Annotated in this window: 24 protein-coding genes and 1 tRNA gene; 9 read left to right on the top strand and 16 right to left on the bottom strand. The window is 67.4% G+C overall.

Going from position 1 to position 22,765, the window contains the following annotated elements; all coding sequences use genetic code 11:
- Positions 1-18: 18 nt before the first annotated feature.
- Both ACNA7R_RS00125 and ACNA7R_RS00120 read right to left on the bottom strand, forming a co-directional pair.
- Positions 19-456: a transcription elongation factor Spt5 gene (locus ACNA7R_RS00125; RefSeq protein WP_005560082.1), complete on the bottom strand. Its 438-nt coding sequence runs from the start codon at positions 454-456 to the stop codon at positions 19-21.
- Entirely contained in the window at positions 456-641 is a 186-nt protein-coding gene (locus ACNA7R_RS00120) for a protein translocase SEC61 complex subunit gamma (protein WP_278302067.1), read from the bottom strand. The genes ACNA7R_RS00125 and ACNA7R_RS00120 overlap by 1 nt, the downstream gene beginning before the upstream one ends.
- A gap of 146 nt (positions 642-787) precedes the next feature.
- On the opposite strand from ACNA7R_RS00120, the gene ACNA7R_RS00115 reads away from it, so the two are divergent.
- Entirely contained in the window at positions 788-985 is a 198-nt protein-coding gene (locus ACNA7R_RS00115; protein WP_005560086.1) for a hypothetical protein, read from the top strand.
- A 39-nt stretch (positions 986-1,024) separates the two neighbouring features.
- Here ACNA7R_RS00115 and ACNA7R_RS00110 read toward each other — a convergent pair whose 3' ends face one another.
- Positions 1,025-1,981 (bottom strand): TIGR03557 family F420-dependent LLM class oxidoreductase, encoded by a 957-nt coding sequence (locus tag ACNA7R_RS00110; protein WP_416281488.1) that lies wholly within the window; start codon positions 1,979-1,981, stop codon positions 1,025-1,027.
- A 71-nt stretch (positions 1,982-2,052) separates the two neighbouring features.
- Entirely contained in the window at positions 2,053-3,138 is a 1,086-nt protein-coding gene (locus tag ACNA7R_RS00105) for a S1C family serine protease (RefSeq protein ID WP_416281487.1), read from the bottom strand.
- 153 nt (positions 3,139-3,291) lie between these two features.
- Here ACNA7R_RS00105 and ACNA7R_RS00100 point away from each other — a divergent pair, with 153 nt between their 5' ends.
- On the top strand, positions 3,292-5,178 hold the full coding sequence (locus tag ACNA7R_RS00100; RefSeq protein ID WP_416281486.1) for a glycoside hydrolase family 15 protein: 1,887 nt from the start codon (positions 3,292-3,294) through the stop codon (positions 5,176-5,178).
- Between the two features lie 285 nt (positions 5,179-5,463).
- Here the strand turns inward: ACNA7R_RS00100 and ACNA7R_RS00095 are convergent, their stop codons facing one another.
- The 4 genes from ACNA7R_RS00095 to ACNA7R_RS00080 form a co-directional block, all read right to left on the bottom strand.
- Positions 5,464-6,702, bottom strand: coding sequence for a mandelate racemase/muconate lactonizing enzyme family protein (locus ACNA7R_RS00095; protein WP_416281485.1), 1,239 nt, complete (start codon positions 6,700-6,702; stop codon positions 5,464-5,466).
- 144 nt (positions 6,703-6,846) lie between these two features.
- Complete coding sequence (locus tag ACNA7R_RS00090; protein ID WP_416281484.1) at positions 6,847-7,917, bottom strand: glucose 1-dehydrogenase; 1,071 nt, start codon at positions 7,915-7,917, stop codon at positions 6,847-6,849.
- Between the two features lie 195 nt (positions 7,918-8,112).
- Positions 8,113-8,766: a bifunctional 4-hydroxy-2-oxoglutarate aldolase/2-dehydro-3-deoxy-phosphogluconate aldolase gene (locus tag ACNA7R_RS00085; protein WP_416281483.1), complete on the bottom strand. Its 654-nt coding sequence runs from the start codon at positions 8,764-8,766 to the stop codon at positions 8,113-8,115.
- Between the two features lie 128 nt (positions 8,767-8,894).
- Entirely contained in the window at positions 8,895-9,959 is a 1,065-nt protein-coding gene (locus ACNA7R_RS00080) for a TrmB family transcriptional regulator (protein ID WP_416281482.1), read from the bottom strand.
- A gap of 147 nt (positions 9,960-10,106) precedes the next feature.
- Here ACNA7R_RS00080 and ACNA7R_RS00075 point away from each other — a divergent pair, with 147 nt between their 5' ends.
- Positions 10,107-12,128, top strand: a complete 2,022-nt coding sequence (locus ACNA7R_RS00075) for a glucan 1,4-alpha-glucosidase (protein ID WP_416281481.1) — start codon at positions 10,107-10,109, stop codon at positions 12,126-12,128.
- Positions 12,129-12,169: 41 nt separating this feature from the next.
- On the opposite strand, the gene ACNA7R_RS00070 is transcribed toward ACNA7R_RS00075, so the two are convergent.
- Positions 12,170-12,700: a helix-turn-helix domain-containing protein gene (locus ACNA7R_RS00070; RefSeq protein WP_416281480.1), complete on the bottom strand. Its 531-nt coding sequence runs from the start codon at positions 12,698-12,700 to the stop codon at positions 12,170-12,172.
- A gap of 230 nt (positions 12,701-12,930) precedes the next feature.
- Here ACNA7R_RS00070 and ACNA7R_RS00065 point away from each other — a divergent pair.
- The 4 genes from ACNA7R_RS00065 to ACNA7R_RS00050 all read left to right on the top strand — a co-directional run bounded on the left by ACNA7R_RS00065 (position 12,931) and on the right by ACNA7R_RS00050 (position 14,852).
- Positions 12,931-13,015 (top strand) — tRNA-Leu (locus ACNA7R_RS00065).
- A gap of 197 nt (positions 13,016-13,212) precedes the next feature.
- The gene (locus tag ACNA7R_RS00060) at positions 13,213-13,776 is read left to right on the top strand and encodes a DUF420 domain-containing protein (RefSeq protein ID WP_416281479.1); all 564 of its coding nucleotides are present in this window, start codon (positions 13,213-13,215) and stop codon (positions 13,774-13,776) included.
- Positions 13,777-13,819: 43 nt separating this feature from the next.
- Positions 13,820-14,224 (top strand): hypothetical protein, encoded by a 405-nt coding sequence (locus tag ACNA7R_RS00055; RefSeq protein WP_416281478.1) that lies wholly within the window; start codon positions 13,820-13,822, stop codon positions 14,222-14,224.
- 13 nt (positions 14,225-14,237) lie between these two features.
- Positions 14,238-14,852: an SDR family oxidoreductase gene (locus tag ACNA7R_RS00050; protein ID WP_416281477.1), complete on the top strand. Its 615-nt coding sequence runs from the start codon at positions 14,238-14,240 to the stop codon at positions 14,850-14,852.
- 36 nt (positions 14,853-14,888) lie between these two features.
- Here the strand turns inward: ACNA7R_RS00050 and ACNA7R_RS00045 are convergent, their stop codons facing one another.
- The 4 genes from ACNA7R_RS00045 to ACNA7R_RS00030 form a co-directional block, all read right to left on the bottom strand.
- Positions 14,889-16,316 carry an amidase gene (locus ACNA7R_RS00045; RefSeq protein ID WP_416281476.1) on the bottom strand — a complete coding sequence of 476 codons (1,428 nt, stop codon included), beginning with the start codon at positions 16,314-16,316 and terminating at the stop codon, positions 14,889-14,891.
- Positions 16,313-16,633 (bottom strand): hypothetical protein, encoded by a 321-nt coding sequence (locus ACNA7R_RS00040; RefSeq protein WP_416281475.1) that lies wholly within the window; start codon positions 16,631-16,633, stop codon positions 16,313-16,315. The genes ACNA7R_RS00045 and ACNA7R_RS00040 overlap by 4 nt, the downstream gene beginning before the upstream one ends.
- A gap of 143 nt (positions 16,634-16,776) precedes the next feature.
- Positions 16,777-18,249, bottom strand: a complete 1,473-nt coding sequence (purF, locus tag ACNA7R_RS00035) for an amidophosphoribosyltransferase (protein ID WP_416281593.1) — start codon at positions 18,247-18,249, stop codon at positions 16,777-16,779.
- Positions 18,250-18,425: 176 nt separating this feature from the next.
- Positions 18,426-18,731 carry a cupin domain-containing protein gene (locus ACNA7R_RS00030; RefSeq protein ID WP_416281474.1) on the bottom strand — a complete coding sequence of 102 codons (306 nt, stop codon included), beginning with the start codon at positions 18,729-18,731 and terminating at the stop codon, positions 18,426-18,428.
- Positions 18,732-18,920: 189 nt separating this feature from the next.
- On the opposite strand from ACNA7R_RS00030, the gene ACNA7R_RS00025 reads away from it, so the two are divergent.
- Positions 18,921-19,253, top strand: a complete 333-nt coding sequence (locus tag ACNA7R_RS00025; protein ID WP_416281473.1) for a rhodanese-like domain-containing protein — start codon at positions 18,921-18,923, stop codon at positions 19,251-19,253.
- A 9-nt stretch (positions 19,254-19,262) separates the two neighbouring features.
- Here the strand turns inward: ACNA7R_RS00025 and ACNA7R_RS00020 are convergent, their stop codons facing one another.
- A complete protein-coding gene (locus ACNA7R_RS00020) occupies positions 19,263-20,036 on the bottom strand; it encodes an MOSC domain-containing protein (RefSeq protein ID WP_416281472.1) in 774 nt (257 codons plus the stop codon).
- 88 nt (positions 20,037-20,124) lie between these two features.
- On the bottom strand, positions 20,125-20,607 hold the full coding sequence (locus ACNA7R_RS00015; RefSeq protein WP_416281471.1) for a DUF6735 family protein: 483 nt from the start codon (positions 20,605-20,607) through the stop codon (positions 20,125-20,127).
- Positions 20,608-20,772: 165 nt separating this feature from the next.
- Between ACNA7R_RS00015 and ACNA7R_RS00010 the strand changes: the two genes are divergently transcribed.
- Entirely contained in the window at positions 20,773-21,423 is a 651-nt protein-coding gene (locus tag ACNA7R_RS00010; RefSeq protein ID WP_416281470.1) for an HAD family hydrolase, read from the top strand.
- An 88-nt stretch (positions 21,424-21,511) separates the two neighbouring features.
- On the opposite strand, the gene ACNA7R_RS00005 is transcribed toward ACNA7R_RS00010, so the two are convergent.
- Positions 21,512-21,952 carry a polyketide cyclase/dehydrase gene (locus ACNA7R_RS00005; protein WP_416281469.1) on the bottom strand — a complete coding sequence of 147 codons (441 nt, stop codon included), beginning with the start codon at positions 21,950-21,952 and terminating at the stop codon, positions 21,512-21,514.
- Between the last annotated feature and the right edge of the window lie 813 nt (positions 21,953-22,765).

Below are 22,765 nucleotides of genomic sequence, written 5' to 3'. Positions count from 1 at the left end.
TTCGAGCGAACCGGCTCGCTATCGCTCGTCGGAGTCCAGCACCCGGATCTGGTCTCCGCGAACTGTCACCGGGATCGGAACCGTCGCCTCGTACAGTTCGACCGTCACCTGATCCTTGCCCTCGTCGATGCGCTGGACCTGGGCCTTCTCGCCCTTGAACGGGCCGGCGATGAGCTCGACGATGTCGCCCTCGGCGATCCCCTCGACGTCCGGCTTCGGCGAGAGGAAGTGTTCGACCTCCGAGATGTCGGACCTCCCGGGGACCATGCTTCGCGCGTGCGGGATGTCCTCAAGCACGCGGGTGATCACGGCGTCGTCGTCGGCCTCGACCATCACGTAGGAGGTCAGCGAGTCCGGCGCGAGCGCGGCGTGGATCTCGGGCTCCTCGCGGTTGATGATCATGTCGGCGACGGTGCGCTCCTGACTGGCCGTCGTCTTGACCGCGTAGATGCCCATTAGAAGGCACCACCGGCGTCGCCGGTCAACAGCAGCATGATTCCGCCGATGATGAAGCCGAGGAATCCGACGAGCAGGATTCCGGCCCCGGCGATCTTCGATACTTGGAGGAACTCCTCGGTAGTGGGTGTCGTCGCCATCTTCAACACCCGAACGTACGAGGTGAGGTCGTACGGAACGTCCATATCTATCCGTTCACAGTGCGGGCTCTTTTATCTGTCTTTCGTGTCAGCTGTCCTGTTGTTGAAACGAAACGAGAGATCGGGTCGCGATCGACGTTGCAGTCGACGGCCCGAGGACCAAACCGTTCGGACCCGAAGCGAAAGTCGTTATGGCCGAAGACGACACCGACCGCGCCGACGAGTACGAGGCTGAACGAGAGGCAGAGGTCGAGGAGGAACTCGAGCGCGTCGACCGCGACCCCGACGAGGTCGACGACGGCGACGACGATCTGGGCACCCAGAACGCCCCCCGATCCGACGAGCAGCCCGACGACCTCGAGGAAGCGGAAGGCGAAACCGACTCCTGACGCTCGAGTGCTCGCGCGGACGCTCGAGTCGTCCGTCGGCTACTGCACCGCCGGCAGCACCTCCTCCTCGTAGAACTCGACGAACTCGGCCTGGTTCGAGCCGATATTGTGGACCGCGACGTGGTCAAAGCCGCCATCGACGTACTCCCGGATCCCCTCGATGTGCGCCTCGGGATCCGAGCCGCAGACGACGACCTCCGCGACGTCCTCCTTCGAGACCGCCTCGGTCGCCTGCTCGAAGTGCGCGGGCGTCCGCAGCTCCCAGAGCAGTTCGCCCGGTAGCGCCGCCTGTGGCCAGATCTCGTGGGCCGTCTCGATCGCCTCCTGTTCGTCCTCGGCGTAGCAGACGTCGATCTCGGCGTACCGCGGTTTGTCCTCGCCGCCGCCCTCTTCGAACGCCTCGATCAGCTCCGGATCGGGCGCGACCGCGACGAGGCCGTCGCCGATCTCCCCCGCTTTGCGCGCCGTCTTCGGCCCGTCCGCGGCGATCGGGATCGGCGGCAGTTCCTCGGGCAGCGTGTAGATTTTGGCGTTCTCGACGGTGTAGTACTCGCCCCGGTAGCTCGTCGTCTCGCCCTCCCACAGGGTTCGGATGAGGTCGACCGCCTCCTCGAGCATCTCGAGGCGAACCCGGTGTTCGGGCCACCGATCGCCCAGCACGTGCTCGCTCAGGTTCTCGCCGGTGCCGACGCCGAGGAAGAACCGACCGGGGAGCTGTACTCCTGCGGTCGCGGCCGCCTGGGCGATGATCGCGGGATGGTATCGCAAAATGGGACAGGTGATGCTCGTTCCCAGAGTGAGGTCGTCGGTCGCCTGCGAGATCGCCCCGATCACGTTCCAGACCAGCGGGCTCTCGCCCTGCGTCGACGTCCAGGGGTGGAAGTGATCGGAGATCATCGCGAAGTCGAACGCCGACCGGTCGGCGAGCCGGGCGTAGTCGGCGAGGTCGTTCGGGCCGTGCTCCTCGCAGATGAGTTTGTGACCGAGTTCCGTCATACCTCACTCGAGGACGGTTTCGTCCCTAATCGGCACACCTGCGTGCGCCTGTCCGGGCCGTCCCGCGCCGATCAGGGGAGGTCGACGTCCGGCCGGGGCTCGAGGGTCAATTCGACCGTCTCCGGCTCGCCCGCGCGGACGACCTCGATCTCGACGGTGTCGCCGGGCGAGGTTTCGAGCGCGAGCACGGAGGACAGCCGCTCCTGGTTGGGGATCTCCTCGCCGTCGATCTCGATGATCACGTCGCCGCCGACCGGAATGGGATCGCCGTCGACGGACTCGACCCCGTCGGCCGGCTCGAGGATGCCCTCCGCGGGTGCGTCCGAGGAGATGCCCGCGACGAGGACGCCGCGGGACTCCTCGAGGTCGTTCGCCTCGGCCAGCAGCGGGCCGACGGGAACGACGCTGACGCCCAGGTAGGCGTGTTCGTACTCCCCCTCTTCCGCCAGGGCGGGGACGACTCGATTCGCGAGCGCCGCCGAGATCGCGAAGCCGATCGTCTGGCCCGCGCCGGCGAAGACGACGCCCAGGGCGTCGCCCTCGAGGTCGACCAGGGGACCGCCGCTGTTACCGGGGTTGACCGGAGCGTCGGTCTGGATCGCCGCGGGGATCGAGAAGCCGGTCGGGCTCGGCAGCGAGCGGTCGATTCCGCTGACCAGTCCCTGCGAGATCGAGGCGTCGAGCCCCAGCGGGTTGCCCAGGGCGAGCACCTCCTGGCCGACGGTCGGCTCCGCCTCCGCAAACGACAGCGCCGAGGCGGCCTCGGGGACGTCGCCGACCTCGAGGACGGCCAGATCGCTGTGGACGTCCGAGCCGACGACCGAGGCCGAGCGCCACTGCTCGTCGCGAAACTGGACCTCGACCTCGCTCGCCTCGCCCGCGACGTGGTCGTTCGTCACGACGTAGTCGTCGTCGACGACGAACCCGGAGCCCAGTCCCGCGGGGATCTCGTCGCCGAACACGTTGACGAGCACGACGGCGTCGATCGTCCCGTCGTAGACCTCGGTGTACCGTTCGTCGACCTGCGTCCGTACCGCGCGCTCGAGGCGTTCGGAGCGCCGACGGTCGCGGTCGTCGCCCGCGACGTTGCCGGTGCCGACGGCGAGAGAGCCGACGGCGGCGCCGAGCAGCCGCCTGCGCGTGATTGGTGAACTCACGGGGTGTGCCACCTCGAGCAGGAAAATAAAACGCTCACCCGCGGTCGCGAGTACCCGGCGCCTGCCGGCGTACGCTTTTGCCGTCTACCGCTCGTATTCCGCCACATTCCCGCTTGCGGAACGGATCACGATCACGAGAACCTCTGACTCATCATGGACCACCTCCCACTTCGCGACTACGGCGTCATCGGCAACGACGACCGCTGCGCGCTCGTCAGCCGCCGCGGTTCGATCGACTGGTGTTGTTTCCCGCACCTCGAGGACGCGAGCGTCTTCGCTCGAATCCTCGATCTCGACCGGGGCGGTCAGTTCGCCGTCCACCCGGAGGCGAACTACGAGTCCCACCACCGGTACGCCGATCGGACGAACGTCCTCGAGACCGTCTTCGAGACGGCCGACGGCCAGGCGACCGTTACCGACTTCATGCCGATCGAGGACGACGACACGGAGGACGAGGCCTTCCAGCAGGCGATCTACCGCCGACTCGAGTGCGACCGCGGCAAGGTCGAGTTCGCCGTCGAGTTCGAGCCCCGGTTCGACTACGCCCGCGTCGACCCGGTCCTCGAGCGAACCGACGACGGTGTGGCGGCTCGAAGCGACGACGAGCAGCTCCACCTCGTCGTCGGCGAGCGGCTCGAACCCGAACTCGAGCTAGCCGAGTCGGAGCCGACCGCGACCGGGACGGTCTCGCTCGAGGAGGGCGAGACGTGCTGGCTCGGGGTCCAGTACGGCGGCGCCGAACCGCTCGCGTCGAACGATCCGGAGACGGTCCTCGACGAGACCAAACGCTACTGGCGGTCGTGGCTCAGCGCCCGCGAGGAGACGCCCGACTCGATGCCCGAGCGGTGGTACGAGATGGTCATTCGTTCGGAGCTCGTCCTCAAACTCCTGATCCACCACGAGACGGGGGCGATCCCCGCCGCGGCGACGACCTCGATTCCCGAGAAGATCGGCTCGGATCGGACCTGGGACTACCGATACAACTGGATCCGGGACGCGAAGTTCACCGTCCAGGCCCTCCACGACACCGGCCACCGCCAGGAGGCCCGCGAGTACTTCGACTGGTTCGTCGACGTGATGCAGAACGACCCCGCGGAGATCCAGCCGCTGTACGGGCTCCACGGCGAGACCGACCTCGAGGAGGAGATCCTCGAGCACCTCTCGGGGTATCGGGACACCGGTCCCGTCAGAATCGGCAACGGCGCGGCTCCCCAGCGCCAGCTCGACGCCTACGGGACGATCGTCCAGGCGGTCTACGAGACGATCCAGTACGACGACGAGATCTCGCTGACGGGCGAGCAGTGGGATGCGATCTGCGATCTGATCGATTACGTCTGCACCCACTGGTCCGAGCGCGACCCCGGCATCTGGGAGTTCCGCGAGGAACACCGCCACTTCCTGCACTCGAAGCTGCTGTGCTGGGTCGCGCTTGACCGCGGGATCTCGATCGCCGAGGAAAACGGGTTCGAGGCGCCCCTCGAGCGCTGGCGCGAGGAGCGCGAGGCGCTCCGCGAGGCGATCGAACAGCGCGGGTACAGCGAGGAAGCCGGTAGCTTCGTCCAGCACTTCGAGACCGACGAGGCGATCGACGCCACCGCCCTGTTGCTGCCGATCTACGAGTTCCTCCCGCCCGAGGACGAACGGGTTCAGAACACGATCGACACCGTCCTCGAGGAGCTGACGACCGACGAGGGGCTCGTCGTTCGGTTCGTCGGCAGCGACGTCCGCGAGGACGAGACGGAGGCGTTCGTCCTCTGTTCGTTCTGGCTGATCGACGCCCTGGTCCTCTCGAACCGCCTCGAGCTCGCCGAGGAGTACTTCGAGTCGCTCGTCGAGTACGCCAGTCCGCTCGGGCTCTACTCCGAGAAGATCGACCCCGACAGCGGCCGGCTGCTGGGGAACTTCCCGCAGGCGTTCAGCCACCTCGGGCTGCTCAACAGCGCCTCGTACCTGACGCGGGCGCTCGAGGCTGAGGGGGAGGTCTCGCCGGAGGACTTCGACCCCGACGGGATCGAAACGCTGTTTCGGTCGGGATCGTAGGTCGAATCAGGAATTGCAGCGATCGTTACGGGATTCGCTCGAGAGACCGCTTTGCCCGATCTTGTCCGTGAATCCGGATCGGCCGATTCGGTACATGGTGAGTGCAAACTGCTCGCTTCGCTCGCAGTTTCTACTGGTCGAACGGTCGTTCGAGACGCGCGACAGCGCGTCTCTCTGCGGGACGACGATCGAACCGCGAGCGAAGCGAGCGGTGAGTGAGTCGTCTATACTGAGCACGAGGTTCGCGCTCTACTCCGAACAACGAAACCGTACGCCGATCCGCTGTTACGCTTCGTCGAAGAGTTCCTCGCCCTCGACCATGTGCTCCTCGACGACGTCCATGTCGAGGGTTACGCCGAGACCGGGCTCCTCGGGGATGTCGATGTAGCCGTCTTCGATGACGTCCTCCTGGACGAGATCCTCCCACCAGTCGAGTTCGTAGGAGTGGTACTCGACGGCCAGCGAGTTCGAGATGGCGGCGCCGACGTGGGCGCTGCCCATCGTCGCGACCGGCGAGGAGACGTTGTGCATCGCGACCGGGATGTAGTACATGTCCGCGAGGTCGGCGATCTTCCGGGTCTCGCGCATCCCGCCGACCTTGGGCATGTCGGGCGCGATGATGTCGACGGCCTGGTTCTCAATGAGGCTGCGCTGGCCGTGCTTGCGGTAGACGTTCTCGCCGACCGTGATCGGGGTCGACGTCGACTGGGTGACCTCCCGTTGGACGTCGTGGTTCTCCGGCGGGACGGGATCCTCGAGCCACCAGACGTCGTACTCCTCGAGACGCTGGGCCAGGCGCTTGCCGCTGCCGCCCGAGAACGTCCAGTGGCAGTCGAAGGCGACGTCGGCGCGGTGGCCGACGCGCTCGGTGATCGCCTCGACGATGCTGGCCTTGTGCTCGACCTCGACGCCGCGCAGGTGGCGGTTGGCGCGGTCCTTCTCGTGGCCCGACGGAACGTCGAGGTCGAACTTCAGGGCGTCGTACCCCAGCTCCTCGACGACGCGTTCGGCCTCGTCGGCGCAGGCGACGGGGTCGGCCTCCTCCTCGGTGTGACAGTCGCAGTAGACCCGGACCTCGTCGCGGTACTTCCCGCCCAGCAGCTGGTAGGCCGGCACCTCGAGGATCTTGCCCGCCAGATCGTGCAGGGCGACCTCGATGCCCGAGATCGCGGTGACGGTGACGCCGCCGAGCGAGCCCTCGCCGGACATTTTCTGCACCAGATGTTCGGTGAGCCGGTCGATGTCGAGCGGGTTCTCGCCCCGCAGGAACGGCTTCATCCGCTCGATGAGCTCCGGTGCGCCGGCACCCCAGTAGGCCTCGCCGGTGCCGACGATGCCGGCGTCGGTGTAGATCCGGACGAGCGTCCACGGGAAGTTGCCGTCGATCATCGTCGTCTGGACGTCCGTGATCTCGACGTCGCGGCCGTTACCGCGCTCGCCGGTGACGCCCATCGTCTCCGCGGAGAGCTCCCGCATCGTGTACTCCGCGTTCGGATCGTGTAGCTTCGAGTAGTCGACTCCCATAGAGGGCAGTACTCACTCGTGATCGGGTAATTGTTTCTATTTCGGGACACACTCTCAGGCATACGAGTACGACTGTCGGCACTACGCGCCGATAGCCGGCGAATCGCACGCGGCGTCCGAACTACGTGAACCGTCCCCGAGGCCTTACTCGAGGGACGAGAACTCGACGGCCGTCTTCACGACGTCGTCGCCGGTCTCGAACGCCCGCTCGTACTCGTCGAGCCCGTAGACGCCCGTGACGAGGTCGTCGAACAGCCAGTCGGGCAGCCCCTCGAGCGTGTCGGTGGCGGCCTCGAAGTGGCCGCGGTGGGAGTTGACCGATCCCACGAGCGCCTTGTTCTGCAGGACGAACTCCCGGTGGAGCCGTCCGCCGTCGATCTCGAACGACCAGGACTCGGGGACGCCCAGTAGGGCGCCGACGCCGTTGGGCGCCAGCGCCTCGATCGTCTCGAAGGCGTGTTTCGCGTAGCCGGTCGCCTCGTAGACGAAGTCGACCGACTCGTAGGCGTCGGGGATCTCGGGAACCGGCGTCTCCCGCGAGTCGACGTAGGTCGCACCGAGCTTCTCGACGATGTCGATCGTCGGGTCGGGCCGGTCCCGCCGGCCGAGGCAGTACGTCCGATCGAAGCCCAGCGTCGTCTCGCACATCGCGAGCGTCAGGAGCCCGAGCGAACCGTTCCCCAGGACGAGCGCGGTCTCGGGCTCCCACTCGAACGCCGAGCGGGAGGCGACGGCGTGTTCGACCGCCTTCTCGGAGACGCTGATCGGCTCGACCAGGAATCCGAGGTGGGCGAGCCGTTCGGGGATCGGAACCAGCGTCTCGGCGGGGCTCGTGAAGTACTCCGCCATGAAGCCGTGGGCGCCGACGATGCCCCGCTCGAGGTACTCTCCCTCGCGAGCCATGTCGGGCTCGCCGCGCTCGAAGTACTCGTTGGTGCCGTTGGGCGGTCGACGCACCGTCGGAACGACGTACTCGCCCTCCTCGAGGTCGGTGCCGTTCGGATCCTCGACGACGCCGACGGCCTCGTGACCCAGCACGAGCCGATCCTCGCCGGGGGGCACCTCGCCGTGGTGTCCCGCGATGACCTCGTGGTCGGTGCCGTCGACGCCGACGCGGAGCGTTCGGACGAGCGCCTCGCCGTCGCTCGGTTCGGGGAGCGGGCGCTCGACGACGGTCGGTTCGCCGGCACCCGGTTCGACTGCGATCGCCTTCATGGGTCGACGTACGGGCCCGGCGAATAAAAGATTACGCTATCTGTAGTAAATATTTGAACGGCGGTCGGGGGAGCGACGGTACCGATTCGCGGACGGGAGGACGTCGTCGACGCGCTCGAGAGCCCCCGCTGCTCCGCCTCGAGTGCCGTCGCTACTCTCGTCTCGAGTTCGCGCCAAAACCGTCCACCGGACTCGCTACTCGCTGCGTGCGTCCTCGACCGCCTCGACGAACGCGGCGGCCGTCTCGCGGACCTGCTCCATGTCGCCGTCGGCGATGGCGTCGTAGTCGACGATCGCGCTCCCGGCGCCGACGGCGACCGCGCCGGCCTCGAGGTAGTCGGCGAGGTTGTCGGTCCCGATCCCGCCGGTCGGGATCACGTCGACGTCGCCCAGCGGACCCTGCAGGGCGCCGATGTGTCCGGGACCGACGGTCGAGGCGGGGAACATCTTCAGTACGTCCGCGCCCGCGTCGATCGCGGTGACGGCCTCGGTCGGCGTCATGACGCCGGGCGCCGAGAGTACGCCGTGGCGATTGCAGACTTTCACGACCTCGGGGTCGACGTGGGGCGAGACGACGAACTCCGCGCCCGCGTCGATCACCGACTGGGCGCTGGCGGCGTCGAGAACGGTGCCCGCGCCGACGACGGTGTCCGTGTCGGCGAGTTCGCGGTCGATCGCCGCGAGCTTCTCGTACGTTCGCGTCCCGTCCGCGGTTACCTCGAGCGCGCCCACGCCGGCCTCCGACATCGCGCGGGCGACCGGAACGACGTCGTCCTCGTCGACCCCGCGAAGGACGGCCAGCGCGCCGCTCTCGACGATTCGTTCCTTGACGGTCGTCGGCGAACTCATCGCCGCCCTCCGTCGACGCTCGCTCGGGCAGTCGTCTGCTCTGCGCTCGTCGAACGTTCACTCGGTCGCGAAAGAGCGTTCATCACGACCCGGTTCGCGGTCCCCGGTCAAGAAAGTTGTCGAGCCGGCTACTCCGCCTCGAGCCGGCGGATCGTCACCGAGTCGGCCTCGAACTCCTCGAGGAAGGCGCCCGAGCCGCCGATCGCGTACCGTTCCCCGTCGACCTCGAGGCGAACGGCGTTCTCGATCGGCAGCGTCGAGGTGGCGGGGCGAACGAGGCTCTGACGCACGTCGACGACTTCTCCGGTTAGTGTCGTGGGCAGCTCCCGGTCACCGATGGGGGAGCCGGTAACGGTCGCCTCGAGCCGGGTGTCGGCCGCCCGGTGGAGCGCGATCTGGAACACCGCGTTTCGAAACCCCTCGTAGGTCCGGGGGAGCTCGCCGGGCGTAGTGACGTAGCGCTCCTCGGCGGTCGGCCAGTAGTTCGCCAGGAACGAACCCGCGAGCACGGGTGCGAGCTGTTCCTGGGTGAGCGAGATCGCCCGGGTTTCGCTCGTCGAGTCGGTCAGCAACTCGCTGGGCGCGAGCAGCCCGTGTCGTCGGTCGACCGTCAGCATCGTCGGCACCAGCGCGTTCCAGGTCCGAACCGTACTCGCGGTGCCGGCCAGCGAGGCGATGTCTTGCCGGTCGCTCTCGGCGCCCCCGAGCAACAGCAGGACGAGCACGTCGCGGTCGACGGTCTCCTCGAGGGTCCCGCGGACGTGAGGTAACACCTCGGCGGGTAGCGACAGCGTCACCTCGTTCTCGGCGTCGGCGAGCAGGCTTCGGATCCGCTTGAGAACCGTCTGCCGGGACTTGATCACCTCGAACTGCTCGCCCGCTCGCTCGGTTTCGGTGTAGCGGGATCTGATCTCGGGTTCGATCTCCTCGACGCTGCGCGTGAGCCGATCGACGACCGTCTCGGGCGCCACCGGCCTGATCAGCGTCGGTACCGCGTGATCGTCGACCTCGACGAACCCCCGCTCCTCGAGTTCCTCGCTGATGCTGTAGACGTACCGCTTGGAGACGTCGGCGGCGTCGGCGATCGTACTCGCCTTCGACTCCCCGTGCTCGAGGATCGCGAGGTAGGTGTCGATCTCCTTCGCCGAGAGGCCGAACCGCTCGAGCAACCCGGCGAGATCGTCGTCGTCCATGTATTTCTCACCCCAACGGTCGATCGGTCGCTGTAAAAGATTCCCGATCGATCCGGCAGTCGGACGGCTCCGCTCTCACCCCTCTCTACAAAGTAAGAATACATTTTTCAACAAATTTTAACCGGCGGAGCGCGAACGACGGACACGATGGAACTGTACGACGCCCTCGACGACGTCAAGCGCTCTCGCGGCGATCCCCGCCGGTTCTCCGGCGAGCACCGCTCGACCGCGGGGCTGTTCTCCGGGCTCGACGATCGGCTCGTCCACGTCGCCCCGAACGGCTCGCTGAGAGACTACTCCTACCCGCTGTCCGGACTCGCGGGGATCGAACGCTCCCGCTTCGGCCTCGAGATCGACGGCGACGTCTCCTGGTTCGACGACGGCACCCAGCGGTACGTCGGCGACACCGCGGTCGTCGAGACCGTCCACGAGGTCGGCGAGCAAACCTGCCGGCAGTACGACCTGACGCTCGGTCGGCTCCACCTTACGGGGTTCTCCCTCGAGGGGCCGGACGACGTCGAGGCGACGATCCGGGCCTGCGTCGGGTTCGCTCCCGACAACCAGACGGGCCGGATCGGGCAGCTCCGCCACGGCGACGCCGTCGAGGTCCACCACCGCGACGAGCGGGACTTCCTCGCGGCCTCGACCGATCTCTCGGTCATCGGCCATCCCTCGATCCGGTTCGAGGAGGTTCTCGACGACGACCCCGTTCCGTTTCCGCGACCCGGAAGCGACGATCGGTACGAGGAGGATCGTCTGAGCCCCATCGTGATGGCCGACGTCGAGCTCTCGGGGTCGGAGTCGACCGCGACGATCGGGACCCTGCTCTCGACGGACGACCGCGCGGACGCCCTCGAGCGCGTTCGGACGGACGTCGACGCACACGGCGATCCCGAGGCGCTGCTCGAGGCGGGCCGACGGCAGGCCGGCGACCGACTCCCCGAGACGACGCCCGGTCTCGACGGCGGCTTTGCGGATCTCCGTGCGCTCTCCCTGCTTCGGGCGCCGTCGGGCGCGCGAATCGCCGGTCCCGAGTTCGACCCGTTCTACCGGCACTCGGGCGGGTACGGCTACACCTGGTTTCGCGACGACGCCGAGATCGCCGGCTTCCTGCTCGAGGCCGATCGACGAACGGGGCTCGGACTCGACGAGTGGCACGCCGCCAGCGCCCGCTTCTACGTCGAGACCCAGCTTGAGGACGGCACCTGGCCCCACCGGGTCTGGCCCGACGACGGGAGCCTCGCCCCCGGCTGGGCCCACGGCCGACTCGAGGGGGCCGACTCGGTCGACTACCAGGCCGACCAGACCGCAAGCGTCGCGGCCTACCTCGCGACGTACCTCCGGGTGATCGACGACGACGAGCGCGTCCGCGAGGGCGTCGTCGCCGCGCTCGAGGGACTGGACGACACCCTCGAGGCCGACGGCCTCCCCGGCCGGGTCCAGAACGCCTGGGAGAACATGACCGGACGATTCACCCACACCGCCGCGACCTATCTCGAGGCGTACGCGTCGATCGCCCGGGCCCCATTGCCGGACGACGTCACGGCGCGCGCACGCGAGAGCGCGCGAACGGTCTACGAGGGGCTCGACGCGCTGTGGGTGCCCGACCGGGGCTGTTACGCGCTCCGGCTCGAGGACGGCGACCTCGACGATCGGCTCGACGGAAGCACGCTCGCGCTGGCCGCCGCCCACCGCGAGTACGCCGCGATCGGAACGGTCGACGACGAGCGACTCGAGCGCCTCGTCACCCACCTCGAGACGACGACCGACGGGCTCTACCGCGACCCCGAGGGCCCGATCGAGGGCCTCGCCCGGTTCGAGGGCGATCCCTGGCGGGTCGCCGACCAGGCGGAGCCGAAGGTCTGGACCGTGACGACCGCGTGGGGCGCCCACGCGTCGGCGGAGCTCCACGAACTGCTCGCCGAGTCGGGTCACGACGCGGCCCCGGAGTTCGACGCTCGGGCCCGGGCGCTGCTGGAACTCGTCGCTCCCGGCGGACCGCTGCGAGTCGAGGGCGAGTACCTTCCCGAACAGTTCTTCGACGACGGAACGCCCGACAGCGCGACGCCGCTGGGGTGGCCCCACGCGATCCGGCTCGCGACGGCGACGGCGCTCGAGGGGAGCGACGTCCCGAACGCTACTGACGAGCGTGCGCTCGATCCGCAGTAGTCCGACCGGAAAACGAGCGAGAAGCCGACGTTCTCCCGGCGCTACTCCGCCAGCGAGACGTCGAGGGTCTCCTCGAGGGCGTCGATCAGGCCGCCGCCGACGCCGGCCTGGGTCGCCCGCCCCTGTTCGATCGCCAGCAGGTCCTTCTCGGGGACGCCGAGCTCCTCGGCGAGCTCCTCGCGCTGGTAGCCGGCATCGCGGCGCGCCTCGACGAGCACCGAGCCGTAGTCGGAGACGAGGTAGGGCAACGGATCGTCGTCGTAGTTCGTCCCCTCCTTCTCCCAGTGTTCGGAGTCGCCGTCCCAGACGGGGTTGGCCTTCGCGACGTTCTGGGCCGCTTTCTGTTTCCGGCTGGGCCCGTCGTCCTGCCCGCCTCCCTGTGAACTGGAGCCGCCGCGACCCCCGCGTCCCCCGCTGCGTTTCTGTGCGTCGTCGTGTGGCGCACAATCCGGACAGACCTCAAGTTCGGCACCGGCGACCTGCGCGCGCCGAAGCGAGTTGCTCTCGGCCCCACAGAGTTCGCAGTTCGTCCCGCCGCCGCCACCGGACGAACCGGTCGAGTACTTAGCCATACGAAACATTGGGCTTTGCCACGTTTTAACTTTTACAGCCGTCGCCGTCCTCGAGCGATTTCCTGGCCGGCGAGCGACCGGGAAACCCGGGCGCGTCGATCCGCCTCCCGCGTCCGCGCCGGCACCCACGCCGTCCCGCGATTCCGTGTGACCTCTCCGCAGGGGCCGACCCAAAGGAAAGGGCTTTTATAATCACGCTGGATACGATTGAGTGCAGAAAGAGAACGCGAGCGTGGGTAGCCAAGCTAGGCCAACGGCGCAGCGTTGAGGGCGCTGTCCCGTAGGGGTCCGCCGGTTCAAATCCGGTCCCACGCATCGCACGCGCGGTCCCTTGGGACCGCGATACGCGAGGCGGCCGCGCCGCCGAGCGAGTCGATGCAGGTGATCTCCCTTCGCGGACATCACCCACGCATAACTTCTGACGAACGCTACGCTCGAGAGCGACGGCGCTCGGTACTCGAGCCACGCCGCGAGACAACAACCGCTTTCTTTGCCCAGTCGAACCCCCTGACATGGAGTACGTTCCTCGAGAGCGGGTCCGCTCGCTCACGGCCGTTCTGAGCCTCGTCTCGCTGGCGGTTGTCTTCGCGGCTGCAGGCGGTCGGATCCCGCAATCGACGGTTCCCGGCGCGCCCGAGTGGTTCCTCGAGATCATTCCGCACGTCAACGTCGCGATCAGCGCGACGGCCATCGCGACGATCGCGGTCGGCTGGCGGGCGATCAGGCGCGGACGGATCGATCGCCACCGGATCGCGATGCTCGCCTCGTTCGGCCTGTTCGCGGCGTTTCTCACCCTCTACCTCTTCCGGCTGGTCGCGACGGGCGGCCCGCAGCCGTTTCCGGGCCCGGACGCGGTCTACCAGTTCGTCTACCTGCCGATCCTGGCGATCCACATCCTGCTCGCCGTGGTCTGCATCCCGCTCGTCTACCACGCGCTCCTGCTGGCGGGGGCGTACTCTCCCGGGGAGCTGGCGCGGACGAACCATGCTCGAGTCGGTCGCGTCGCGGCGACGCTGTGGCTGATCTCCTTCTCGCTGGGGATCGTCGTCTACGGGCTCCTGCACGTCGGGTACTGACTCGAACCGACGACTTTTCGTTCCGCCGTTCGAACGATCGGTCGTGCAACCGAATCGGACGGCCGTTCGAAACGGGATTCTCGTCGGCGGCGCGTTCTTCGTCTTGACCGGCGTCGTCACCGGGCTCGTTCCGACGCCGATCTTCGACCGGATGGTTCCCCGGACGCCACTCGACTACGGGTTTCTGCTGCTGACGACCGCTCTCGCGGGCGCCTACGCCGCACAGCGGACGGCGATCGACGACTGCTCCGGCGACGCCTGCGCGTACGGCGGCGCCGCGGGCGGCTTCTTCGCCGTCGCCTGCCCCCACTGTAACGCCGTCCTCGTCGCACTGTTCGGGAGTTCCTGGCTCGCGACCTATGTCGATCCGATTCGACCGCTGTTCGGCCTGTTCGCGGTCGCCCTCCTCGCGGGGATCCTCTACGCGCGCCGGAGCGGAGGCCGGTGAGGGTCCCGCGGAGATGATCGAGGACGAGGGTCAGGAGAGCCTGACCATCTCGGGCGACGTCCGCGACAGCGCGTTCTGCCAGGCGGCGGTCGAGGAGGTCGTCGACGAGTTCGGCGATCTCAACGTCCTCGTGAACAACGCGGCCGCCCAGATCGTCAAGACCGACCTCACCGACATCACCGACGAGCAGTGGGAGGAGACGTTCGAGACGAACATCCACGGCTACTTCTACCTGACCCGGGAGGCGCTGCCCCACCTCGAGGACGGCGATACGATCGTCAACACGACCTCGGTGAACGCGTTCGCGGGTAACGATCTGCTGGTCGACTACTCCACGACGAAGGGTGCGATCGTCGCCTTCACCCGCTCGCTGTCCCAGCAGCTCGCCCCCGAGGGGATCCGCGTCAACCAGGTCGCCCCCGGCCCGATCTGGACGCCGCTGATCCCCGCGACGATCGGCGACTACGACCCCGAGGCCGTCGAGGAGTTCGGCCAGGACGTCCCGATGGGGCGGCCGGGCCAGCCCAGCGAACTCGGGCCGGCGTACGTCTACCTGGCCTGTGCGGACTCCTCGTACGTGAGCGGACAGACGCTGCACGTCAACGGCGGCTCGATCGTGGGCGGGTAGCCGCTGAATTCGCGTCGTCGTGCGTCGCTTCCCGGCTCACTGTCCCTCGAGCCCGTCGACCAGCGCCGCGTAGTCGACGTGGTCGGTCCGCCGTTCGTACTCACAGGCCACAGCGAGTAACGTCGGTTCCACCCACGCGCGGCCGACGAACTCGACGGCCGTCGGGAGGCCGCGTTCGCCGAAGCCGTTCGGAATCGTCACACCCGGCAGCCCGGTCACGTTCGCGGCGGCGTTGACGGGCGGCGTCTCGAACTGGCCGAAGAACTCCGCGAGCGACTCCTCGATCGGATTCGCCACGGACTCCCGGGCCGGGGAGACGAGCGCGTCGTACTCGGCGAGGAGCTCGTCGAGCTGGCGCTGTGCCTTCGTCCGGACGCGGTTGGCGTTGACGTAGTCCTTCGCGAGCACGGTGCTCGCCCGGTAGCTGCCGAGCTGGTGGATTTCGTCGTCGAGTTCGTGGACATCTCCGCTCTCGACGAGCGTCTCGAACGCCGCCGCGGCCTCGGCGTCGATGATCGTCCCCGCCATCGCGGCGTAGGGCAGGTCGGGCAGCGAGACGCGGTCGACCGTCGCGAACTCGGCGAGCGTCTCGAGCGTTCGCTTGAAGTTCTCGCGGACTCCCTCCTGTTCGCCCTCGCCCGCGCCCTCGGGAACGGCGATCGCGAACTCGCCTTTTCGGCGGTCGCCCCGAGACGCGCCTCCGCCCTTCCCCTTCGGCGGCCCACGACCGGGCCGATCCCCGGAACGGGGCTCCGCGATCGCCTCGAGAACGCGCCGACAGCCGCCGACGGATCGACACATCGGGCCGACCTTGTCCATCGTCCACGACAGCGCCATGACACCGTCGCGACTCACCAGGTCGTAGGTCGGACGAACCGCGTTGATCCCCGAAAAGGCCGCCGGCGTGTTGAGCGAGCCCCACGTCTCCGTGCCGATCGCGAAGCCGACGAGGCCGGCCGCGACCGCCGACGCGGAGCCGCTCGAGGAGCCGCCGGCCCAGGCCTCGACGTCCCACGGGTTCCGTCCCGGGCCGGAGAAGGTGGCGTCCGCGCTGTCGTAGCCGAAGCCGCCGGCGAGTTCGACCATCGCGAGTTTCCCGACCAGCACGCCGCCGGCTTCCTCGAGTCGCCGGACCACGGTAGCGTCCTCGTCGAACGCCTGATCCCGGTACGGCTCCGCGCCCCAGGTCGTCGGCGCGTCCTCGGTGGCGACGAGATCCTTCACGCCGTAGGGGATACCGTGTAGGGGACCGCGGTCCTCGCCGGCCTCGAGTTCCTCGTCGAGTCGGTCGGCCGCTTCCAGCGCCCGCTCGTCGGTGACCGTCACGACGGCGGTGAGTTCGGGGCCGACCCGCTCGAGCCGATCGAGGTAGGCCTCCGTCAGTTCTCGGACGGTGAACTCGCCGTCGCGAAGCCGTCCGCCGAGTTCGCCGATCGGTTCGACGAGCACTTCGTCGGGAATCACGACCAGTCACCCCGGTACGCGCTGAACCCGTAGGCCGGCTCGTCCGCGTTCTCGAGTCCGACGTCTCCGAACGCGTCGGCGGAGGCGAGCGAGCCCTCGATCCCCTCGCGGATCACCTCGCGGTCCTCGTCGTCGAGTCGGTCGCCGTAGTTCGCGACGACGTACGCGAGCAGCGCCTCGGCGGGCTCGAGTTCTTCGATCGATTCCGCCGGGGCCGTCTCCCCTTCTTCGCCGGTCTCGTCCGCCGTTCCTGCGCTCGTCGTGCTCGCCGCCGTCGCCGCGCCGAGGAGCGCGAGAAACGTCCGACGGCGAGTCATAGCGATCCCTCAGTTCCGAACAGGTTGCCTCGTGACACCATACAGCATGCCCAACCTCCACGGTTGCTGGAATAAGTATTGCTACAAGTTACAGATTTCCCAAAGCCGAAATTATTGGGCCGGACGGCCGGTCCTGACCGGCGTCAGTCGTCGGCGTGCATCGTCCGCCCCTCGAGTTCGGGCCTGACGACGTCGCGATCGCTCTCTTCATCCTCGATGTCGTAGGGGTACTCGCCGGTGACACAGCCCAGACAGAGGTCGTCGCGCTCGGCCTCGAGCACGTCGGCGACCGAGTCGGTCGAGAGGTAGGCGAGGCTGTCGGCGTCGATGGCCTCGCGGATCTCGTCGGTGTCCTTGTCGGCGGCGATCAGTTCCTCGCGGGTGGCCATGTCGATCCCCATGTAGCAGGGGGCGACGATCGGCGGCGCGCCGATGCGGACGTGGACCTCCTCGGCGCCGCAGTCTTTGAGCAGCTGGACGAGCTGGGTCGAGGTCGTTCCGCGGACGATCGAGTCGTCGATGACGGTGACGGTCTTGCCCTCGATCGTGGACTTGATCGGGTTGAGTTTCAGCCGAACCGCGCGCTCGCGTTCGTCCTGGGTCGGCATGATGAACGTACGGCCGACGTAGCGGTTTTTCATCAATCCCTCCGCGAACTCGACGCCGTCGTCGTCCTCCGGGCGGGCCTCGCCGTCGGGAGTCGTCTCGCCCGCGGCCTCGGCGTACCCCGAGGCGAACGCGCGTCCCGAGTCGGGCACCGGCATCACGACGTCGGTCTCGACGCCGCTTTCCGTCCAGAGCTTCCGGCCGAGTTCGCGGCGGGCCTCGTAGACGAGCGTGTCGTCGATGACGCTGTCCGGTCGGGCGAAGTAAACGTGTTCGAAAAAGCAGTGAGCAGTGTTGTCCTCGTCGACGAGCTGATAGGAGTCGAACCCGCCGCCGTCCGCATCGAGGACGACCAGCTCGCCCGGCCTGACGTCCCGGACCAGCTCCCCGTCTAAGGTGTCGATCGCGGCCGACTCGGAGGCGAGGATGTAGCCGTCCTCGAGCTTCCCGATACACAACGGGCGGTTCCCCTGGGGATCCCGAACGCCGAGGACCGTCTCGTCGTGGCTGATCGTCAGCGCGTAGGAGCCGTGGATCCGCCCCATCGTGCGCTTGACCGCGCGGATCAGATCCTCCTCGAGCAGGTTGCGCGCGAGATCGTGGGCGATGACCTCGGTGTCGCCGTCGCTGGTGAAGGCGTGGCCGAGGGCGGCGAGTTCGTCGCGGATCTCGTCGGCATTGACGAGGTTGCCGTTGTGCGAGAGACCGAGCGAGCCGCTCTTGAACGAGACCGAGAACGGCTGTGCACAGGAGGTATCGAGCGAGCCCGCCGTCGGATAGCGGACGTGACCGATCCCCGCCGAGCCGGTCAGTCCCTCGAGGTCGCCCTCGTCGAAGACGTCGCCGACCAGCCCCCTGTCGACGTGGCTGTGTTGCTGGAAGCCGTCGTGGGTGACGATCCCCGCGGACTCCTGGCCGCGATGCTGGAGCGCGTAGAGCGCGTAGTACAACGGTCGGGCCGCGTCGCGACCGTCGAGCGCGACGCCGACGACGCCGCACTTTTCGGTCATTCCTGTTCGCCGGGGAGTCTCGCCCCGCCCATCAGTCATGGTCGTCTGTAGGGTCCCGCACGGACAAAAATCCCCGTGTTTGTGCCTTCAGTACGGTCTGGATGGCCGATCGATACACACGATCGTGAATACGCCCGTCGGATCGAACGACGGTGTCGCCGCGAACGAACGCCGGTCTACGACTCCGGTTTCCGCGCGAAGACGACGATCGCCGTGCTCTCTTCGAGCGCGTGCGGGGAAACCTCCTGGTCGCCGTCGAACCGAACGAGGTCCCCCGCCTCGAGTTCGTGGGTCTGCCCGTCTACCGAGAGTTCGAGGGATCCCGACAGGAGGTGGAAGACCACGTGTGACTCCGGGTGGCGGTGTTCCGGGATCCGTTCGTCGGTCTCGAGTTGCAGCCGGACCGCTCGAGGTTCGCCGTCGTCGAACACCTCGGCGTGGGGCGTCTCGGTCAGATCGGAAAGCGACGTCAGTTCGGGCATACCCGATCGTTTCTCGCTCGCCTACTTGGGGATGGCGTCGAACCCGTTCGCAGATTCCGACCCGCCGGATCCGACCGAAAGGTGTTAACGGGTCGCTCCCCCAAACGAGAGCACGCACGCCAGCGCCGTCGAGGGATTCGATCGTCGGGTTCGATCCTCGAGACGGCTGGCACTCGCCGACATCCAACGATGGTATCCGAGATCCCACCCGAAGACGTCAAGGAAAAGCTCGAGGACGACGACGTCCAGATCGTCGACATTCGATCGGAATCCGAGTACGAGCGGGGTCACATCCCCGGTGCGATCAACGTGCCGATGGCCAGGCTCGCGACGTCGATCGACGAGTACGACTGGGGCGACGACGTGATCGTCGCCTGTCCGATCGGACAGAGTTCGATCCAGGCCGCCCGGCTGATCGGAAGTTACGAGGACGTCGACAGTGACGCCGTCGCGAGCATGGAGGGCGGCTACCGGGAGTGGGAGTACGACCTCGAGACCGGGTCGGACGGCGCCGAGGACTGATCCGGGAGATCACTCCTCGACGATTTCGACGGGATCGCCGACCTCGAGGGGCCGATCCCGGTATCGCTCGGGAATGTTCCCGATGAGCATCAGCGTGTAGTAGTGGTCGAAGGCGTTCGCGTCGGCCCACTCCGGAAACGTCTCCCGGCGCTTCTCGACGAATCGCCGCTGGAACTCCGGAAGCTCCTCGCCGGTATCGGGGTCACGTTTCGGGACGATACAGCGCCCGCAAGGGGTGACACCGTCGAACCGGACGTCGCCGGCGACGAACGACGGCGCCCCGGAGCCGACGAAGCGATCCTCCCAGAACGGCTCGACGCCACCTATCTCGACGTTCGCTCGCATCCGACGGCGGACGTTCTCGACGGTCAGCCCGTCGAACCAGCCCGCGACGGTCTCGAGGGTGGCCGTACTGATAACCGACGGCCCCATCTCGCGTCGGTCGACGAATCCGAGCGATCGGTCGCGCTCGAGGGAGAGTTCGAGGTCGAAAACGTCACCGAACCAGTCCTCCGCCTGCTCGCGCTCGTTCTCGAGGTCGAACCGCCGACGGTCGCCGTCGTCGGTCTCGACCGCGAGTTCCCCGGCTTCGGGATCGAACTCGGTCTCGAGGTCGTGAACGCGGGTCGTTCGCTTTCCGTTTACCACGTCCCCGCTCGCGTCGACGAGCGCGAACTCCCTGTCGCGGGCGAGGGTGCCGCCCGCGACGAACTCGGCTCGCTCGAGGTCGATCCCGTCGAGCCCCTTGATCGGGTACACACGGAGCCGGTCGACTCGTGCCATCGCTTCCTCCTGGGGGAGGATACCGTATAACACCCCCGTTTGACCTCGGGCGTCGGCTTTCGCCAGTACGGGCGTCGACTCGGCGCGTCTACGTGCCGCGATACGTGTACGGAATCCCGTCATACTCCTCGACGACCCGCGCCTCGAGGTACGTCCGTGCCGCGTGTCGGGGAAACTGGCCCATCTCGACGACGTCGGCGAGCACCGTCTTCGTCGCCCGGAACCAGAGTCGAAACTCGCGGTCGGCCTCGCCGGGCTCGAGTTCGACGATAGCGCCGCGGTCGCCTCCGCGGTGCTCGTCGAACTCGAGCCAGGGAACGCGGTAGGCGTCGACCCCGTCATCGCGGACGAGATACAGCGCCTCGTACCGACAGGGATCGAGAAAGTCGGCGAGAATCCGCTCTCCGGCGACCGCCTCGGCGACCGGCGACTCGTCGACGGCGCCGTCCGCGAGCGGGGTTCCCTCGTCGATTCGCTCGCCGAGATCCAGTTTCGTGGCGCCCCAGTGGCTGTATCGCAGGTCGTAGAGCCGATCCGGTCGTTCGTCGGCGACGAGGGCCCTATGTCCCATCGGCTCCCCTCCGCGGTCGGCTCCGAATCGTCCTCGCGTACGAACCCTCGGTCTCCATCGGTGGTGCTGGTCGCTCCCTCGCACTTCAATCCGTGGACGAGATCGGGGAATCGGAGGAACCGAACACAACCGAGAAAACCCTACAACCCCTACACGCTCGAACGGATGGCCTACGACGCGTTCCTCTTCGACAACGACGGCGTGCTGACGAGACCGACCGATCGCGAGGTCCTGATCGAGGCGATCCGTACCGCCTTCGACGAGGTCGGCGTCGCGGAGCCGACGACCGACGAGGTCGAGACGTTGCTCCGTCCGGACGTTCCCTCCCTCCGAACGGTCGCTATCGATCGAGGTCTCGAGCCCGAGACGCTCTGGGCGGCCCGCGAGCGCGCGGCGATCGAGGCCCAGCTCGAGGAACTCAGGGCGGGTCGGAAACGACCCTACGAGGACGTTACGGCACTCGAGCGCCTCGAGGAGCCGACGGCGATCGTCAGCAACAACCAACACGAGACGATCGGGAACATCCTCGACCACTGCTCGCTCGCCCCGTTCGACGTCTGGTACGGACGGGAGCCGACGCTCGAGGGGGTCGAACGAAAGAAACCTGAGCCGTACTACCTCGAGCGCGCGGTCGACGACCTCGGGGTCGAGAATCCGATCTACGTCGGCGACAGCCACGTCGACGTCGCCGCGGCCGACGCCCTCGGGATCGACGCGGCGTTCGTTCGCCGGGACCACCGTCGCGGGTACGACCTTCCGACGGAGCCGACCTACGAGATCGACTCGCTCGCGGAGCTGCGGGAACTGCCCCGGTAATCGATTCATACGGTTTACTGTAAGTCATTACCGGCGCAACCGCGACCCGTGCGGCGGTTGCGCCGGTAAATCGTTACAGCAATCCGTATCAGGCTCTCGCTCGCGACTCGGCTCGTTCCTTGATCGTTCGATTTCGCTCCCCGAACTCCCGCTCGAGCCGTCGCTCGTCGAACAGGAGCGGAACGAGCGCACCTCGAGCCGTCTCGCGCTGGAGGAGCCGGGTTCGCCTCCCGCCGTCGATCGGCTCGAGGTGAAACTCGTGGTAGCTGTCGAAGGCGAACGGCACGCCGACCCGATCGAGGCGGACGAGCCGGCGGTTCTCCTCGGCGATGAGGATCTCGGGCTCGAGAAACCTGATTCGACCGTCAGCCGCCGGTCGATCCGATCCGACGCGGGTTCCCACGACCGGGATCGCGTCGATCGATCGTTCGATCGCCGTTCGTCCCGCTCCCTCCTCGAGTTCTCCCAGCACGCTCCAGACCACCTCGGGGGGTGCGTCGATCTCCTCGAACAGCTCGATCTGGTTCATGCTACCATGTCTCTCGCACGAAACGATTACTGTGTCGGTTTCCCGCACCCGGTTCCTGTCGGAGCGAGCGCGGTTCGGAACGAACGGAGTGAGTGAGAACCGCGGAAAGCGAACGGGGAGGGACGACCCGTGAGCGAACGGAGTGAGTGAGAACCGCGCATGTAAACGGGAAACAGAGTGTCCCGTAAGCCGTACGCTCGGTATTCAAACCGTTGCAGTTGCTCCTCTATCGGTCACCGAACGCGGCGTATCGCCGGATTCGTTCCGAACGAAGCGGCCAGCACAGGCACCCTCGCCGCCGTATTCTGCGAGATTCGCCCGTCCAGACGGGGTCGCAGCGATGTGTTCGGCCGCCACCGACTGCCCCTTGAAGGTCGGCTCTCGAGCGGGCCACCACGAGCGCCCGCGGGGTCGCCGTCGACGGCTTCGGGGACGAACGCGATTTCGCCCCGTCGAGGACCCGCTGCGACCGTCCCGGGCACCACAGGGCTGGAACACTGACCTGAGCGACCGGACTCGGAGACGGTCCGATACCGATGACTGTTGGAAATAGGATTTAAAAGTAGAACGGCTCGAGCGGTCGACGTCCTGAATCCCGCGTTTCAGGCTCCCGTCACGTGTTTGTGAGTGACTCTCGGCGGCGGTGACGTTCGAAGGCCTTATGTAGTGGTCGGGCACTTCGATATAGTACGAAGAAGATGAGGAGTTCACCCCTGCGGTCCGCCGCAAGATGAGTTCTGATGTGAGCCTTGGTAGTTCGGTGACGCCCGATCGGTCCACGATCGCGGTCGAACCGAACTGGACCCATTCAAG

The sequence above is a fragment of the Natronococcus sp. genome (genome assembly GCF_047921035.1).
GTDB lineage: Archaea > Halobacteriota > Halobacteria > Halobacteriales > Natrialbaceae > Natronococcus.
This window is presented reverse-complemented; position numbering and strand designations above follow the sequence as displayed.